16 protein-coding genes are annotated in these 15,027 nt (G+C 43.2%); 3 read left to right on the forward strand and 13 right to left on the reverse strand.

Annotated features, from left to right (window positions below; genetic code table 11):
• Together O8C65_11255 and O8C65_11260 are read left to right on the forward strand one after the other, a co-directional pair.
• Positions 1-295 (forward strand): hypothetical protein (locus tag O8C65_11255; GenBank protein MCZ7357502.1); only part of this gene is annotated, 295 nt, incomplete at its 5' end.
• Between the two features lie 144 nt (positions 296-439).
• The gene (locus O8C65_11260; GenBank protein ID MCZ7357503.1) at positions 440-1,444 is read left to right on the forward strand and encodes a hypothetical protein; all 1,005 of its coding nucleotides are present in this window, start codon (positions 440-442) and stop codon (positions 1,442-1,444) included.
• Between the two features lie 8 nt (positions 1,445-1,452).
• On the opposite strand, the gene O8C65_11265 is transcribed toward O8C65_11260, so the two are convergent.
• Complete coding sequence (locus O8C65_11265; protein ID MCZ7357504.1) at positions 1,453-2,868, reverse strand: replication factor C large subunit; 1,416 nt, start codon at positions 2,866-2,868, stop codon at positions 1,453-1,455.
• A gap of 55 nt (positions 2,869-2,923) precedes the next feature.
• On the opposite strand from O8C65_11265, the gene O8C65_11270 reads away from it, so the two are divergent.
• The gene (locus tag O8C65_11270; GenBank protein MCZ7357505.1) at positions 2,924-4,018 is read left to right on the forward strand and encodes an MFS transporter; all 1,095 of its coding nucleotides are present in this window, start codon (positions 2,924-2,926) and stop codon (positions 4,016-4,018) included.
• On the opposite strand, the gene O8C65_11275 is transcribed toward O8C65_11270, so the two are convergent.
• From O8C65_11275 to O8C65_11330, 12 genes are all read right to left on the reverse strand, one after another.
• A complete protein-coding gene (locus tag O8C65_11275; protein MCZ7357506.1) occupies positions 3,984-4,547 on the reverse strand; it encodes a GMP synthase subunit A in 564 nt (187 codons plus the stop codon). The genes O8C65_11270 and O8C65_11275 overlap by 35 nt on opposite strands.
• A 56-nt stretch (positions 4,548-4,603) precedes the next feature.
• Complete coding sequence (locus O8C65_11280; GenBank protein ID MCZ7357507.1) at positions 4,604-5,173, reverse strand: M48 family metallopeptidase; 570 nt, start codon at positions 5,171-5,173, stop codon at positions 4,604-4,606.
• Positions 5,157-8,240 carry an HsdR family type I site-specific deoxyribonuclease gene (locus O8C65_11285; GenBank protein ID MCZ7357508.1) on the reverse strand — a complete coding sequence of 1,028 codons (3,084 nt, stop codon included), beginning with the start codon at positions 8,238-8,240 and terminating at the stop codon, positions 5,157-5,159. Before O8C65_11285 ends, O8C65_11280 begins: the two co-directional genes overlap by 17 nt.
• Positions 8,180-9,139, reverse strand: a complete 960-nt coding sequence (locus tag O8C65_11290; GenBank protein MCZ7357509.1) for a DUF1186 domain-containing protein — start codon at positions 9,137-9,139, stop codon at positions 8,180-8,182. The genes O8C65_11285 and O8C65_11290 overlap by 61 nt, the downstream gene beginning before the upstream one ends.
• Before the next feature lie 2 nt (positions 9,140-9,141).
• Positions 9,142-9,276, reverse strand: a complete 135-nt coding sequence (locus tag O8C65_11295; protein ID MCZ7357510.1) for a hypothetical protein — start codon at positions 9,274-9,276, stop codon at positions 9,142-9,144.
• Entirely contained in the window at positions 9,269-9,562 is a 294-nt protein-coding gene (locus tag O8C65_11300; protein ID MCZ7357511.1) for a nucleotidyltransferase family protein, read from the reverse strand. Before O8C65_11300 ends, O8C65_11295 begins: the two co-directional genes overlap by 8 nt.
• 70 nt (positions 9,563-9,632) lie before the next feature.
• Positions 9,633-9,959, reverse strand: a complete 327-nt coding sequence (locus O8C65_11305) for a hypothetical protein (GenBank protein MCZ7357512.1) — start codon at positions 9,957-9,959, stop codon at positions 9,633-9,635.
• Entirely contained in the window at positions 9,926-10,204 is a 279-nt protein-coding gene (locus tag O8C65_11310; GenBank protein MCZ7357513.1) for a hypothetical protein, read from the reverse strand. Before O8C65_11310 ends, O8C65_11305 begins: the two co-directional genes overlap by 34 nt.
• 96 nt (positions 10,205-10,300) lie before the next feature.
• Positions 10,301-11,521, reverse strand: a complete 1,221-nt coding sequence (locus tag O8C65_11315; protein MCZ7357514.1) for a restriction endonuclease subunit S — start codon at positions 11,519-11,521, stop codon at positions 10,301-10,303.
• The gene (locus O8C65_11320; protein MCZ7357515.1) at positions 11,518-11,835 is read right to left on the reverse strand and encodes a hypothetical protein; all 318 of its coding nucleotides are present in this window, start codon (positions 11,833-11,835) and stop codon (positions 11,518-11,520) included. Before O8C65_11320 ends, O8C65_11315 begins: the two co-directional genes overlap by 4 nt.
• A 146-nt stretch (positions 11,836-11,981) precedes the next feature.
• Positions 11,982-13,025, reverse strand: a complete 1,044-nt coding sequence (locus O8C65_11325) for a Fic family protein (GenBank protein ID MCZ7357516.1) — start codon at positions 13,023-13,025, stop codon at positions 11,982-11,984.
• Complete coding sequence (locus O8C65_11330) at positions 13,026-14,801, reverse strand: class I SAM-dependent DNA methyltransferase (protein MCZ7357517.1); 1,776 nt, start codon at positions 14,799-14,801, stop codon at positions 13,026-13,028.
• Positions 14,802-15,027: the final 226 nt, after the last annotated feature.

Here is a 15,027-nt window from a genome sequence, read left to right on the forward strand (position 1 = left end):
GGTAACTCAGCAAATAGTGGTGGTGGAGGTAACTCAGCAAATAGTGGTGGTGGAGGTAACTCAGCAAATAGTGGTGGTGGAGGTAACTCAGCAAATAGTGGAGATGGAGGTAATTCAGCAAATAGTGGAGGTGGAGGTAACTCAGCAAATAGTGGAGGTGGAGGTAACTCAGCAAATAGTGGAGGTGGAGGTAACTCAGCAAATAGTGGAGGAGGAAGCGCCGGGAATAGCGGAGGAGGAAATTCCGGGAATGGTGGAGGGGGGAATTCAGGGAACAAGTAAAATCGTGAAATGAACAAAACCAAAAAATTGAGGATCATGAAGAAGAAGGATTTGGGTCAAAAGCGAGAAAGTAAAAGAACAGTATGAAAAAAGTAAAGGGGGCCCGGCAGCAATCAAGCAGTAAATCTTATTACTTATCTCGCCGAGTTCAGTGTAAATGAGAATAGTAGCTTTGCTGTTTATTTCTCTACTACTTTTGGTGCACGTAGCCAGTGCTGAAACTGTCATCACAATTGAAGTGCTCGAGAATGGGACGGCGATGTGGACTACCGAAAAGCGTTTGCCTCTCACCAACCAGACAGAAATAGGAGACTGGGAAGAATTCGTTAGCATGGGGGAGAACACTGATCAGGATGGGAAGGATATTGCAGATTTCAGAGACCGCATAGATTGGTTCATAAGTTCAGCTGAAAAATTCTCAAACCGCTCAATGGAAGCTAAAAATTTTAATATTTCCTATGGTACGACAAAAACTCTGGCAGGAGTTTTCAGCATTATCAGTTACACCTTTGAATGGAAGAATTTTTCGCGCGTGGATTCATCAAATATTTTCATAGGGGATGCATTTTCAGAAGGCATGGTGCTTTCCCAGGACAATGTTCTTATCATTAAAATACCTGAAAATTATGAGGTAGAGACAGTTTCTCCGGCTTTCGATCTGCGCGATGGGAACAGGTTGATATGGGATGGTAGAATGTTCAGGAGCTTCGGTAGAGGAGAACCTTCCATCACACTCTCCAAAAAAGGCCGATTCACATGGTACATAATAGGAATTGTCATGTTCAGTCTGGCCTCAGGAACCTCCTTGATACTTTGGAAAAAAAGGCAGACAAGGGATTTTGGAGATAAGATTCACGATCCCACTCCACCTGAAATCAATGCACTCACCACTGGAGCCTCTCAGATAGCAGGCACTGAGATACAGCCGTCACACCAGGAGGATTTAACACTTGTTCTTTCAGAGATTGATCTTGGGGATGAAGAAATGATAGAGAACCTCCTTCACAAATCGGGCGGACAGGCCTATCAGTCAGATATCGTCAAAGAGAGTGGATTCTCAAAATCCAAGATAAGTATAGTTCTTGCCAAGATGAAGGAAGATGGAAGGATAATTAAAATAAAGAAAGGCAAAGAGAACATAATAAGGCTGATTAAAAAATAAGTGCTTACTCAGAAGTCAAACAAGGAACTCTGGGGTTTGACATCCTTTTTTGATTTGATTTCAGGTTCTTCTTCAACTTCAATTTCTTCTACCATTTCCCCCCTTAAGCCAAACCCACCAAATACTTCTATTTCATGCTCGGTCTCTCTTTCGATCAGAGCCCGGGACTCTTCATATATTTTCTGCACCTTTTTGGTGATTGTTTTTGATTCCAGCAGGAATGCAATTTCCTCGGTCTCAAGGCCTAGCAAAGCCGCGATCTTCGGGGCGTATTTTTCGTCGTTCATCATCATTCTGAAAAACGGCAACAGCTGGGAACGGGTAAAACCCTTTGACACATGGCAGTGCGTTCCTATCTTTTTGGCCGTCGAATCGCGTATATTTCTCATCCCCTTTGTCGAACCGAGCTTCCTCCAGAGGGAAGGGGGTTGGAATTTTGCAAATCCGGTATAGCGGGCTGAACGCGCAACCACGATCCCCGAGGTCATCATAACGCCTGCATACCTCCACATGTTGTAGTTCTGCCTTCTCCTCACCCGGCCCAGAAAGAGGGATGCCCTGGAGAGACAGCGATACCCTTCTTCGAGGTCTTCCGGCTTTGTATATTCAAGTGGAAGATTCTCATCCACCCACTGTATCAGATCCTCCGGGTTCTCATCCAGATTAAACGTGGATTTATGTGCCACGATTATATCACTCCCTTTAAAGATCTTCGCCAATACCTTGAATATGTTCTCCCTGGTATCCCTTTCTCCTGTGGCAATGTCCCCGGGTTCGATACTGGATCTGCCCTGCGCAATAGCCTGCAGGTCATTTATAGCGCTTCGAAGATCTCCGTTTGCATTCTCCGCGATCTCCTCGAGCACACCCAGACCGCACATAACGCCTTCCGCTTCGGCGATTTTCTTCAATACAGGTATCATGGAACGCGAAATTACTGAATTGAACTGGACAGGTTTGCAGGCGTTACGCAGACCTGCTGACATATCATAGAGCTCATTTGCGATAAGAATGATGGGCTGGCTTGTTTTCTTTATCAGTTCCACTATAGCCTTCTCTCCTCCGCGGTCTGCCGTGCCGTGGATGTTATCGGCTTCATCCATTATCACGAGCCTTTTCACGCCGCTTCCATCCAGCGTTCCCATCTGTGAGGCCGAGCCAGCCACTTTCTCGATTATCTCCGCAGTGCGCTGGTCGCTTGCATTTAATTCGATCGCCTCCCATCCCATCTCGCGGGCAAGTGCATGCGCTGTAGTGGTCTTGCCTATCCCTGCCCTTCCGTACAGGACGATTGCCCTTTCTTTTGGAATCCCATGCCTCCAGGTTTGCGCCCAGCGCCTGAGTTCCTCCACCGCCTTATTATGGCCCACGACCCCGGAAAGCATTTGCGGGCGGTATTTTTCTGTCCAATCGAGTGATGTCATTATTAGGTGGTTTTACAAACTGTATCGCTTAAATAGATATCTTTTCATTAAACACATGATGAGAATAAACGCTATCCAGCTTTTCATCAATTCAGCTGTGATGATGTCAAATCTTTTCATCCCCGTGCTTGCGCAAGATCTCGGCGCAACGGACACCGAGATAGGTATCATAGGCGCTGTCTATGGGGCATCGCTTTTTATTTCGACGTATATATTCAGCAGGGTTACTGATGCATATTCTCCGAAAACATTGCTGTACGCAGGTTTTCTGAGCGCAACTGTATCTTTTTTTCTTCAGATATTCGCAACATCCCCTTTAACTCTTGGAGTGATAAGAGCGCTTGTGGGGTTCAGCATCGGAATATATCCCGCAGTGCTGATGCTTTACGTTTACAATCTGAAGCGGAGCATAGCAAAGTTCAGTTCCTTCATGCCCCTGGGATGGGCAGCCGGGAACATGCTGGCAGGATTTATCGCAATTTACTGGACCCTAAGGGGGATTTTTGTTGTTTCATCATTATTTTTTGCGCTGGCGTTCTTGATCACATTGACCTTGCCGCCAGGGGAAATCCGTACAAAAAAGAAAGCGGATTATTTTTCCTCGGAAATTCTGAAAAAGAACTGGAATGTCTATTTTGGATTTTTCCTTCGCCAGATCGGGGCTAACAATGTCTGGATAATTTTCCCCCTGTATCTTGCAAGCCTCGGAGCAAATGAATTAGAGGTGGGATTAATTTACACATTGAACCCCGCCCTGCAATTTTTCATAATGAGGAGACTTGACAGGATAAACACTTCAACACTTATTCATGCAGGGGACCTGTTCTCCGCTGCCGCGTTTATAGCCCTGATACCGCTGACTGTATATTACCAGGCAGTGACGGGAATGATACTGATCGCACTCTCCTATTCTTTCCTGTATGTGGGCTCAATACGAATGCTGATTGAAACAAATGAAGAGAAGGGGGCGGCCACGGGGTTGCTCAATTCCTCTATCGCTTTTGCAACAATAATAGGCTCCCTTATTGGAGGTGTGATCCTTGAATATTACAATTTCAGGGCTGTAATGGCAATGGGCGCAATTTTTGCCGTCCTGGGTTTCGTCATCGTGCGTTTCAATAGTTCAGGCAGACATCAAAGAAATTCTTGAAAAGGTCGTTCCCGCGTTCCGTATGCGAGACTTCCGGATGCCACTGCACGCCATACAGAGGCTTTGTCTTGTGTTTCATGGCCTCAGTCTCGCAGATACGCGAACGCGCAAGCCTGGTGAAATCAGGCGGCAGAGAAGATACCTCGTCTGCGTGCGATGCCCATACATTCGTCCTGGGGCCGATACGTTTTAGAATATCATCCTCATCGAGAATCTCTATCTCTACGGATGCATAGCCTCCTGCAGTGCCTTTTCTCACCGCTCCGCCAAAAGATAGCGCCATCACCTGATGGCCAAGGCAAATACCAAGGATTGGAAGGTCAAGTTCCTTTACGTAACTGGCGCAATTACCTGCGCGCTCAAGCGTGGGTCCGCCGCTGAGTATAACACCGTCAGGTCCTTTCGAAAGGATTTCTTCCACAGTCGATGTGTTCTTCATCAGTTCCACCTCCTGGTCAAGATCCCGCACGGCGCGGTGTATCAGGTGGCAGAACTGGCCGTAGTTATTGATGACGATGATCTTTACCATTCTGTTGTGAGATTGTTGTTTGGTTTTAAATATTATTCTATAGTTTGTTTGCCGAATTAAGATTTATTTACAAGTTGTTGAGTCAAAAACCAGTATTCAAAGAGTTCTTTTTCTTTTTCGCCATAATTTTCGAATTTGTTCGATATCATATTCCAGAAATGATCGTTATGTTTTCTTTCAATCAAGTGGACCATTTCGTGAAAAATCACATATTCCATTAAATCATCTGGCAAGTACTTCAAAAGAGTATTGATTGTAAGATTTTTCTTAGAACTGCAGCTTCCCCATTTTGATTTCATTTTCCTGAAATAAATGTTGCTAATGGTGATTTTTAATTCCTTTGAAATCTTTTCAACAAAAAAGTGTATTGACTGCTTGAATTCTTCATCTGTTCTTCTCAGTTCAAGTCTTTTTTTCCGTGCTTCCTCTAATGCCGCTGCTATCTCACTATTTCGTTTGTATATCCATTTTTTATGTTTTTCTATGATATCACTTTGATTTTCACAGTTCTTCGGCAAGACCAGAACCAGTTCGCCAGTTTTAAATTCCAGCCTTGGGTATCTTATGTTCCGATAAACTACTTCGTAGCTTAAAGTCGAATCACTGATTCTAATTTGGTTTACCATAGTTCTCTATATTTTCCATTAGATTTTGATATAGACTATCAAGCTCGTCAAGCTTCAATCCATATCTTTTAACATATCTGCGTACAAAACGGCGGACTTCTCTTTCAACAGTTTTTCTTGCTGTTTGCTGTACTGCCCAGTTGTTAAAGATATGATTTCGTAATCTTTCTGATAGCTCTCTTACATCTCTTGTAAATTCGCTACCCTCTCCGAAATTCTTCTCTAAATTCAGAAGCAAAGCATATTCCATGTCTGAGAAACCTAATTCCTTTTGTCTTTGGGAGAGTTTCTCAATCTTGTTAAATACTTCCATCCCTTCAGTGTAAATTCTTTCAAAATCCTTGGTTTTTTCTTTCCAGAGATTTAAAATCCTTTCCACTTTATCGGTCAGGGATTCATAAACCGGATTTTTATGCTTTTCAACTAAAACAAGCCTGTTCAATGTAAATACGATGCTTGCGGCTTTTTCTTCTTTGCTTTTTACTTTTTCTTCCAGATCCTTAAGATAATTTTCATCAAAACTTATTACAGGCAGATCCTTTCGCAAATTTTCAAGTTCAGTTGTCCTGTGAACGTACTTTAAGGTCTTTTCAAAATATTTCTGGACATACATTTCATGCCCAAGCTGACTCTGCAAAACAGTATTCATATAAAATGTGTAAATACTAGAGATCCATTTATAGTCAGAGAATCGTTCAACTTTGATTTCAGCAGGTCCTAAAAGCTCAAAAATCTTCCTGAGTTCTCTGTAATCTTCCAGGAATCTCTTGCTATTCTCTTCATCTGTTGTGAGAACTTCAATGGCTCTGAGCATGGTAAGCCTGTCATAGCTTTCTTTAGGAATGTGAGAAAATAGCGCAAGTAAGCCATCAAGCAGCATATTGAAGTCCTCCCTCAGACTTCCCATCCCGGAGAGTGCACCTTTTATTTCCTCTTCGCTGTATATCTCAAAAGCTCGCTTGAATTCTTTTAATATCCCTATATAGTCTAATATTACCCCGGCTTCTTTTATTCCTTTGTAAGGCCTGTTTGTCCTTGCTATTGCCTGGAGTAGACGATGTTCCTTTAACGGTTTGTCAAGGTACATGGTCTGAAGAATGGGCGCATCAAAACCTGTCAATAACATATCTGTGACTATCAGAATCTTTGGATACTCTTCTTCTTTGAATTTATCTATTACTTCCTTTCGTATCTCGTCAATCTCTTTCTCGCCGTATCTGGCTCTTGATTCTGTGCTGGTGTGCTGGACGATTTCGGTGTCTTTTTTAGTGTAGGTCATGACGACTTCTGAGTATTCTTTCGGCAGCCACTTATCCAGATATAATTTATAGTAGGCGCAAGCTTTCCGGCTAGCTGCAACAACCATGGCTTTGAATGTTCCATCAACATTTTCTTTAAAGTGCTCTGCGATATCCTTAGCAATGAGTTCAATCCTTTTGGGATTTTCGAGGAACATGTTTATTGCATTGAGCCGCTTCTTTACTCCCTCTTCCACCTTGTCCCTTATATCATCAGAAAGTTCCTCAAATTCCACCTCAAGGAAGGTCTCAAGCATATCTTTTTTCAGGTGAACTTCCTTTTCCAGCCTCGGCTGGTAGACAAGTTTTACCGTGAAACCATCCTGAATAGAGTCTGTAATGAAATACCTGTCAAGATATTTTTCTTCAGGGGGATAGCTGAATTCCAGATAGGTATCCTTTCCTCTCTTTGAGATTGGGGTTCCTGTCAGGGAAAAGAAGAAGGCATTTTTCAGGATTTTTTTCATCTGGCCAGCCATGGTTCCATACTGGCTCCTGTGCCCTTCATCGATGAACGCAACCACATTCTTTCTGGTCAGAATTGTTTCTTTTTGCTTTGAGAGTTCTTCCAGTTCTTTCTGCAATTCGCCAAGTTCTTCAACCCTGAACTTGTGTATCAGAGTAATCATTATACCCCGCTTGCCCTTTCCCTCATCATGTTTGAGAACCTTTCTCAATTCATCGATGGAACCGATAATCTCAGGCTTTACTATATCAAGCGAGTTAAATTCCGTGTAGAGTTGCTCTTCCAGCTCGATCCTGTCCACAATGAAGAAAATAGAGGGGTTTTCAAGGCTCTTTAGATGATAGAGCTTATGGGCTGCAAAGATCATGGTGAGCGTCTTGCCCGACCCCTGCCAGTGCCATATCAGCCCTTTATTCTTTTCGTCCTCTCCTTTCAGGTTGGCTGATACCCTCTCCACTATTTTTCTGGCTGCCCTGTACTGCATGTACCTTGCGATGACTTTCGTGGCATTTCCCATCTCCACCCTGAAGAACATGAAATTGCGGATGATATCCAGCAATATGTCCTTTGAGAGCATTTCAATAGCAGAATCGATGGAGTCTTTCCCTTCTTCTTTCCACTGATTGACTTTGATCTCATCCTGCCATGGGACAATAGGGAAATACATGGCGGTTTGCTCTGAAGCTATGCCTATCTGGACATATTTGTAAAGCTCCGGAACTATTTTTTCATAGTCCTTTATCTGTCTGTATGCATCGAACCAGTTTTCAGAGAAGCTTGCAGGATTCTTGCATTCGAACTCCACAAGAGGAATACCATTGACATAAAGCATTATGTCGGTTCGTATATCATCCCTCCCATGATAGATAACCTGCCTGCTCACGATGAACTCGTTATTGTCCAGTTCCTCAAAATCAAAAAGCCTGACATACTTAACAATCCGCTCTTTTTCAAATTTTATTGGTACGCCGAACTTGAGATAGTTGAGAATTTGCTTTAATCCCTCATTCCCGGAGCCTTTGAGTTTGAGTTCGTTCAGGACGTGTTTTAATTCCTCGTCCCCGATTCCTTTTTCTGAATTCAGCCTCTTTATTGCCCTGACAAGATTATTGAGCAGCAGAGGTTCGCTGAAGCTTTCCCGCTCAAGCTCATTTGCGGGCACGAAGCGCCAGCCTTTTTCAATGAGTTTTTCAATGATGTAATCCTCGACAAGGGATTTTTCAGAGAACTTTGGCATGGGTCTTATGACTTCTCCTTGCCCATGCAGCATTTTTTGTATTTTTTCCCCGAACCACAGGGACATGGTTCATTTCTTCCGATCTTTTCTCTTTTAATTGTTTCATCATCCATTTCAGATTCAGGGTCATCCTCTCCGAGCCATGCGAAGTCCTCCTCTTCGGATTTTGAGCTGTGATCATCCAAACTTTCAATGCTCTCCCTGGAAAAATGGTCTAAAGGATCACGCGTATTTCTCTTGATATCGTCACCGTCATCTGAACGCTTGATCCTCGATTCCACATCTTCTTCTTTCATGAAGATTTCCATGATCCTGCCCTCTTCAAAAGCCCTGTGTATTTCTGGCATAACGGACATATCGTGGAACCGAGCAAGGTCTTGAATTATCAGACTTGCGAATGTAATATCATTGGTTGTATTTAGCAATTCTATAAGGTGTTTCACGACTCCATTTTTATAAGAAGGCTTGTTTCTCGACAGTATAACAAGAGCAGTCGTGGCTGTCCCTCGTGCAAAAGATTCCAGAGTTTCGTCTCTTGTGAATTCTTTGAGGGGCTCTATAGCCTCCTCACCGAAGGCAACAAGCAAGCTTGTGACATTTTCTGTCAGCCAATCATATAATTCAAAGTTCCTAAATCTGATAGTGTCCAGCAAGAGCGATAGTGCATTTTTACTTTTTATCAGGGCAAGTATGTGAATTGCATGGATCGGAGTCCAGCGATTTCCTGGAGCTATTTGGCTCCAGTATTGTCCATCCTGTATCAGCTTCCTAATATGAAAAACCGCATCCTCCCTTCCTGCGATCTCCTGTGCAAATTTTTTATTAACATAAAGCCCCAGAGCAGTTAATCCCTCTATCAATTCTCCGGTTGAGATTTCATGCATATCTTTCATCATTAAATCCCAATCCATCCTGGTGTGGCTATTTATCAGATCCGCGAGATCTTCATCTTTTTCTATTGCCATTTTCAATCCTTTTTTCCACGCATCCAGTTCACTATTTCAACCGCATCATCCATTTCTTTAAATACCGGATGCTTGCACCATTCACCTCTTGTCTCTCGCATAATATTCTCCCATTCATTCACATTTTTCTCAAGCATAGACAGCCTCCTCAATTATGTGAGGTTTTGTCAGAGGCTTTAACGCATCAGGAGTTACCAGATCAACCTTCGCCCCAAGCTTTTCGGTCAAGTAATCCTCAAGTTCTATGAACTTAAAGAAACTCACTGGCGCCTCAAACTGAACAAGCATGTCGATGTCGCTTGTTTTTGTTTGCTCTCCCCTCACGTAAGAGCCGAATATGCCTATGCTTTTTACTTTGAATTTTTCCTTGAGGTTGGGGAGTTCTTTTTTCAGGACTTTCAGGATCTCATTTTTGCTTTTCATTGTTTCACGCTTTTTGTATTTATGATTTTGATTATCTGGCGCTGTCCTTCAGAGTCTATAAGACCAGATATCAAACTACCTCAATCATGAACTCCTTCTTAACCTCTTTAACCATTAGAAAATGTTTATCCTTCGTAACAAGCTTCAATTTATTGTTCAATGCAACAGACGCGATCACCGAATCCACGGCTGGAATCGGTTTGCCGATTTTTAAAAGCTCTGTTGAAATTATTAAAGCAAGATGGTAGTCAGATTTTGACGGGAAAAGAACTCGAAGTTTGAGTTCCATTGCTTTTGGAAACTCTATAATGTTCAAAATGGTCGTATAGCCTTCGATTGTTTCCTTTTTCCTGTACGCATCGATTAATGTATTTGTGTCGTATAGACTCTCTTCCACTCTGCATCCCTCATCTTTTCATATCCTTTTTCAGCTTTCTCAAAACTCAGTTCGCTCAAGGTTTTTCTAAAATCATCGCCAAGCTCTTCAAGGAGGTCTTTAGTCGTCGTCTCAGAGCCTCTCTCTTCGAGCTTTCCAATAAACTCGGTTATAGCTTTTCTTACGACTTCGCTCCACCTTATTTCTTTATGTAGCTTCATTCTCGCATATACTTCGTCCGATATCGAAAGGGTTATGTTGGTCATAATCTTATTTATGTGATCTCACTTATTTAAGGATTTTCTTCATTATACATATTGTTCTATATGTAACACATTTATTCCATTATACTGATGCAATAATTAATTTCGGATCTTAACTCTCTTCCTCCCAGTCAGCAGCTCATTCATAAGCCCCTTCTTCACCCTCTCCAGCTTCTCCTTCCTCCTGCGCTCAAGCTCCAGCTTCCTGTCAGCGGCGCTCAAAATCTCGGCGATGCGGCGCTGTTCGGAGAGAGGGGGAAGTCCAAATTTAAATTTGCTTATTTCCTTCCAAGAAGTTCTGGGATGGTTTGTTCCAGATGTTGCAGAAATTGAATTTTGAATAAATTGATTTGAATGAATTAAATATATAAGAAATTCTGCCAACGCTCTATTTTCAGCATTGGTTAAAACTAATAAATCTGTTGAACAAATGCCATCAAAATCTGCTATAACAGCTTTGTCAAGATAAGGTCGTAGCTTTCCATATAATATATCTCCTCTGCGAAATCTAAATTTAGAACTTTTAACATCAGTATCTAACTGATATGTATGTATTTTTAGTTCACCTGGGTTTATGTGTTCCAATCCCACAAATTTATTCTCTCCTTTTCCTGAAGGCATAGTGATTTCACTTCTATGGTTACATACATCCCCCAGCCTCGACACCCCCCATTCCTCCGGCACCCTCCCAACATCGCTCTCCTTAAACCTCTCATGCCCTATCCCCCTCGTCAGCAGCCTCTGCATCATCCCCTTCTTCAGGCGCTCCGTGCTCTCGATGGCGCCGCCCACCTTCTGGATGGCGCTGTCAACCGTGCCCAGGACTTCGGCAATGCGGCGCTGTTCGGGGAGAGGGGGGAGGGGGATATTTATGTTGCTAACGATTGCTAAATTAAGGCCACTTCTATCATAATGCCCAGTCAAGTTTCTTATTTCCAAATATCTGTTTGATAAATTATAGTGCAGATATTCTGGAACAAGTTCCGAATTTGGTATCATTATGGCAACAGATTGGCTACAGGCCATCGGTCTTTTTATTATGGCAGTTTTTCCTCTTGTTTGTCCCCTCCCGGATAAAGCAATAGCAACGGTGCCAGGCGGATGAATTTTTGCATTTGAGTTTTCTATACCCGACTGCGTAATTTTTTCTTCGGTATCATAAATATAAAGTTCTTTAATATCACCAGATTTAAGCCATTTTATAGTGCCTCCAAAATACTCTGGATGCATTGTACTTGGCGTCCCACCTGTCACTACTTTACAAATATCACCTATTCTTACCACTGCCCACTCCCCCGGTATCTCCCCGATTCCTGTCATCCTCCCGCCCTCCATCCCCCCGCGCGGCTCAACCGCGGATGAAACGCAGGCTGCGGCGCGCGCCCAGGCGCCGGGGCGGAAGAGGCGTTTAACCACGGAGAGCGCAGAGGACGCAGAGATTCCTGCCGCGCAGCTTTGCGCTCTTTGCGTTCTTTGCGGTGAATTATTTTGCTAAAATCAGTTGCAGTAGGGTATCTGCGTTCATCTGTGTTCATCTGCGGTTCGTTACATTCAGGATGGAACACGGAGGCCACGGATGACACGGATGCACACGGATTAAAAATATCCGTGAAAATCCGTCCAATCCGTGTCATCCGTGTTCGATGTCGCTGCGGCACCTTTGATATATGTCCAATAAATGTCTGAAACAAGTCCGTTATTTCAGCTTTTGCGTCTTTGATGCCCCTTTTGTGTCCCAATACTACCTTTCTAATCATCAACCCAATCATCAATCTAATCATCAACCTTGTTTTAAGCGATAGGAAAGGCTTCGCCCTCTTCCAGCCGGCTCAACAACATCTAATCTAACCAGCTTGATAAGCTCTTTATGAGCAGCCTGTGAAGAAATCTTGAACATCTCTCTTACGTCCCGATTCGTTATCCTCTCATTGCGGTTTATGAACTCCACAATCATCATCTGCCTCTCTGTAAGGGCAATCTGTCCTTTCTGTGCCTTTCTCAGCCTTTCGCTGCTGAGCCTTACAACCCTCTCCTTCACTGCTTCAATACTGACCCTGACCCCTTCCACGAAATACTCGAGCCAATTAGTTAAATCAAGTGTATTCTGGTCAACGCCTTGAAGCGCCCTGTAATAAGAAGGTCTGTCCGAATCGTAGTAATCATCTAAGCAGAAGAACTGCTTGGAATCAAAGCCCCGCAGGTAGAGTATCAGGGTAGCAAGGACGCGCGCCGTTCTGCCATTGCCGTCCACAAAAGGATGGATTCTAACCAATTCGTAGTGGGTTATCCCGGCTTCGATGACGGGATCAAATGCATCGGCTTCGGGGGAGTTAAGCCACTCTAGCAGAGCCCTTACCAGCTTGGGGACGTCTTCATTTGAAGGCGGTCTGAAGAAAATCTCGCCGGTTAACCTGTTCCCAACAACTACGTAACGACTGCGATAGGCGCCGCAATCAGAAGGATTTTCCAAAGTTTCTTGTGTCAGCATTTTGTGGGCCTTCAAAAGGTCTTTCTCGGTAATCTCCTCGCCGTCGGTTAGCTTATCAATATTTTCCAGTGCCTCAAGATAGTTTAAGACCTCCAGCCTATCCTTTCGCTCTGCCATTACTTCGCGTCCGTGAGCCAAATCGCTGACTTGCTCAAGGGATAATCTATTTCCTTCTATACTGGTAGAGGAGTGGGCACTTCTCACGATTGCCTCGCGGCGAAGGGCAACTTCCCATTTAGGAACTAATGGGGAATTCAGAATTAGTTCTCTCGCGACGGCAATCTGTGTCAGATTATTCACCATCTTATCGGTATAACGAAAATTTGGTTTGAACATTTACATGACCTCATTCAGATACCCCTGGATATTTTCCTCTACCTTTGCGATTTCTTTCTCTATGCTACGCAACTCCTCCCATTCCCTGCCTATATCTATTTCCTCCTGCGCCTCCTGTGGAAAAACATAGAGCGTAACGTTCAGGTTATAATCATTCTCTTTTATCTCATCCAGAGGAACTGCGCGAACAAACCCATCGCTAGCGCCAAATTTCCTGTAAGCCTCCGCAATCCTCTGTATATGCACCTCGCCGAGCCTGTTGAGCTTTCTTACCTCGGGGTGCTGCTCGAACTCGCTGCTGGCGTTAATGAACAGAACCTTGCCTTTCCTCTCCTCCGGCTTATTCTTATTCAGAAATATCAGGGCGCCCGGCGCTCCTGTATTATAAAATAGTTTCTCAGGCAGCAGTATCACTCCATCGATTAAATCATCCTCCAGCATCCTGCTCCTGATTGCCTGCTCCTTGCCGCCCCTGAAAAGGCAGCCGTTATCAATAACCACACCCACCCTTCCAGTATCATCCTTTGCGCTTGCAAGCATGTGCTGCACCCATGCCCAGTCTGCTGATTGCTTCGGGACAAAACCGTATCTGAAGCGCTGCTTCCAGAACTCGCCCTTCTTTATGACTTCCTCATCATAGCCATCCTGGTTCCATGGAGGATTGGCAATGACCACATCGAATTGTTTCAGCCCCTCACCTTCTTTGAATTTGGGATATAGCAAAGTATCGCCATATGCAAGATTGGCATTTTTTATATCATGGATATAAAGGTTCATCCTGCCAAGCGCAAGAGTCTTCTGGTTTGCCTCCTGGCCATAAAGGAACAACCTATCAACCTCTGACTTCCCATACTTGTCTTCAACATGCTTGTACGAAACGATCAGCATACCGTTAGAGGCTGATGCAGGGTCATACACGCTCTCTCCCGGCTTGGGGTCAAGAATCTCGATCAGGAGCTTGATAACCTCTCTCGGAGTGTAAACCTCTCCCTCTTTTGCTTTCATCGGCGCGAAATATCTTAAAATCCACTCGTATGCATCCCCGAGAATATCGGGCGAGACATGGTGGAGCTTCTGAATACTGAAAAGTTCTACAAGCTGCCGCAATATTTCGGCATTTTCCCTGCTTGTGGTGAACTGGATAAAATCAACATTATCAAGGACATCCTTTAAATGGGGATTTCGCTCAGCTAATGTCTTCAATGCATGGGATAGCTTTTCTGGAAGTGTACTTACATCTTTTCTGATATTATCCCACAAGAACTCGGGAGGAAAGTCAAAATCGTGATACGCGGAATTTTTGGCTTCTTCCTTTGCCTCATCCTCGCTTAGACCATCCTCAATAGCTTCCCTATATGCTTTCTCGAATTCAAGCTCCCACTTATCGCTGAATCTCTTCAGGAACAGGAGGATTAAAATGAACTTATAGTCAACCCTTGTCCTGATGAGATCTGCTGCCTTTTTTAATAACCTTTCAACCTCTCCCCGGTCTAACTTATTATTGGTAATAGCGAAAATCTCACCAATGATTTTTTCCTTGCTCTTTAGTTTGTATATCCTTTTTCTTGCATCATTTGGATCCGGTTCGTCGTTGAGCCATCCGGCCTTTCTTATTTCAGAAAGGTAAACGGGTATTTCTTCCCTTCTATCTTTATTTTTCTCTTCCAATATTTTTGCAGCTTGCTCAATATTAAATTCAGAATCGCTGAATGAATCCCATAACAAAGAATATCTTTTCTCGACCCATGTTGGTACTTTAAATTCCACCTTTGCCATGAATGCTCTATTGACTAATAAGCTATTTAAATTTTTGCTTATCAATAAGTAATATATATATTTGCTTATCTTTTATCCTTATTCCAATTGATTGATAATTTGACTGATATATAACATAAAATAAAATTTACGTTAGTTGTACGGGACAAAAATTAAAGATGTACTTTTAGAGTCAAATACATAATTCAAGCAAGAACTCAAACTGGAATAACCTTGAAAGGTAAGA

It is taken from the genome of Candidatus Methanoperedens sp., from assembly GCA_027460535.1.
Lineage (GTDB): Archaea > Halobacteriota > Methanosarcinia > Methanosarcinales > Methanoperedenaceae > Methanoperedens.